At 38.5% G+C, this 441-nt stretch carries 1 protein-coding gene; it reads right to left on the bottom strand.

Annotation, left to right across the window (positions count from 1 at the left end; all coding sequences use genetic code 11):
- Positions 1 to 31: 31 nt before the first annotated feature.
- Positions 32 to 441, bottom strand: a 410-nt coding sequence (locus ORL93_RS31420) for a hypothetical protein (RefSeq protein ID WP_265960352.1), incomplete at its 5' end; no start/stop codon positions are given.

Raw genomic sequence — 441 nt, 5'->3', positions numbered from 1 at the left:
GGATCAGTTCAAGTAATAAAGTCTACTATATTTAAAACTTAGGAAATCCGGTAAATATAAAATCATTTCCAACACCTTGAGGGGCTTGTGGTGGAATATACACCTCAGGCTCATCCGGTGCAAACTGCCCAGAGAGTGGCTCCATTAAACGAATATAAAAATAACGATAATTGATCCCTTCAGCTCGCTGTATATCATGGACAAACCAACCGTACAATTCATTGAATATATGAACACGTGAAGTCGGACAAGAATTACCGTCATAAACAGCTGTACCACAATCAATATAATTTTGAGCACGCACTATTGCGGGATAATAAAGACTCCTCTTTATTGAATCAGGCATTTTGCCAAATTGTTGAGTGACGACTTGACCAGCCTCTTTTGCTACTTTTGATAACCATCCCCAATCTTTTTTCAGCAATGCAATCTGTTGAGATG

Origin of the sequence: Bacillus sp. DHT2 (genome assembly GCF_026241455.1) — a bacterium.
Taxonomy (GTDB): Bacteria; Bacillota; Bacilli; order Bacillales; family Bacillaceae_G; genus Bacillus_A; species Bacillus_A pseudomycoides.
Note: the sequence above shows the minus strand (reverse complement) of the source record. Positions and strands in the feature narration are given on the sequence as shown.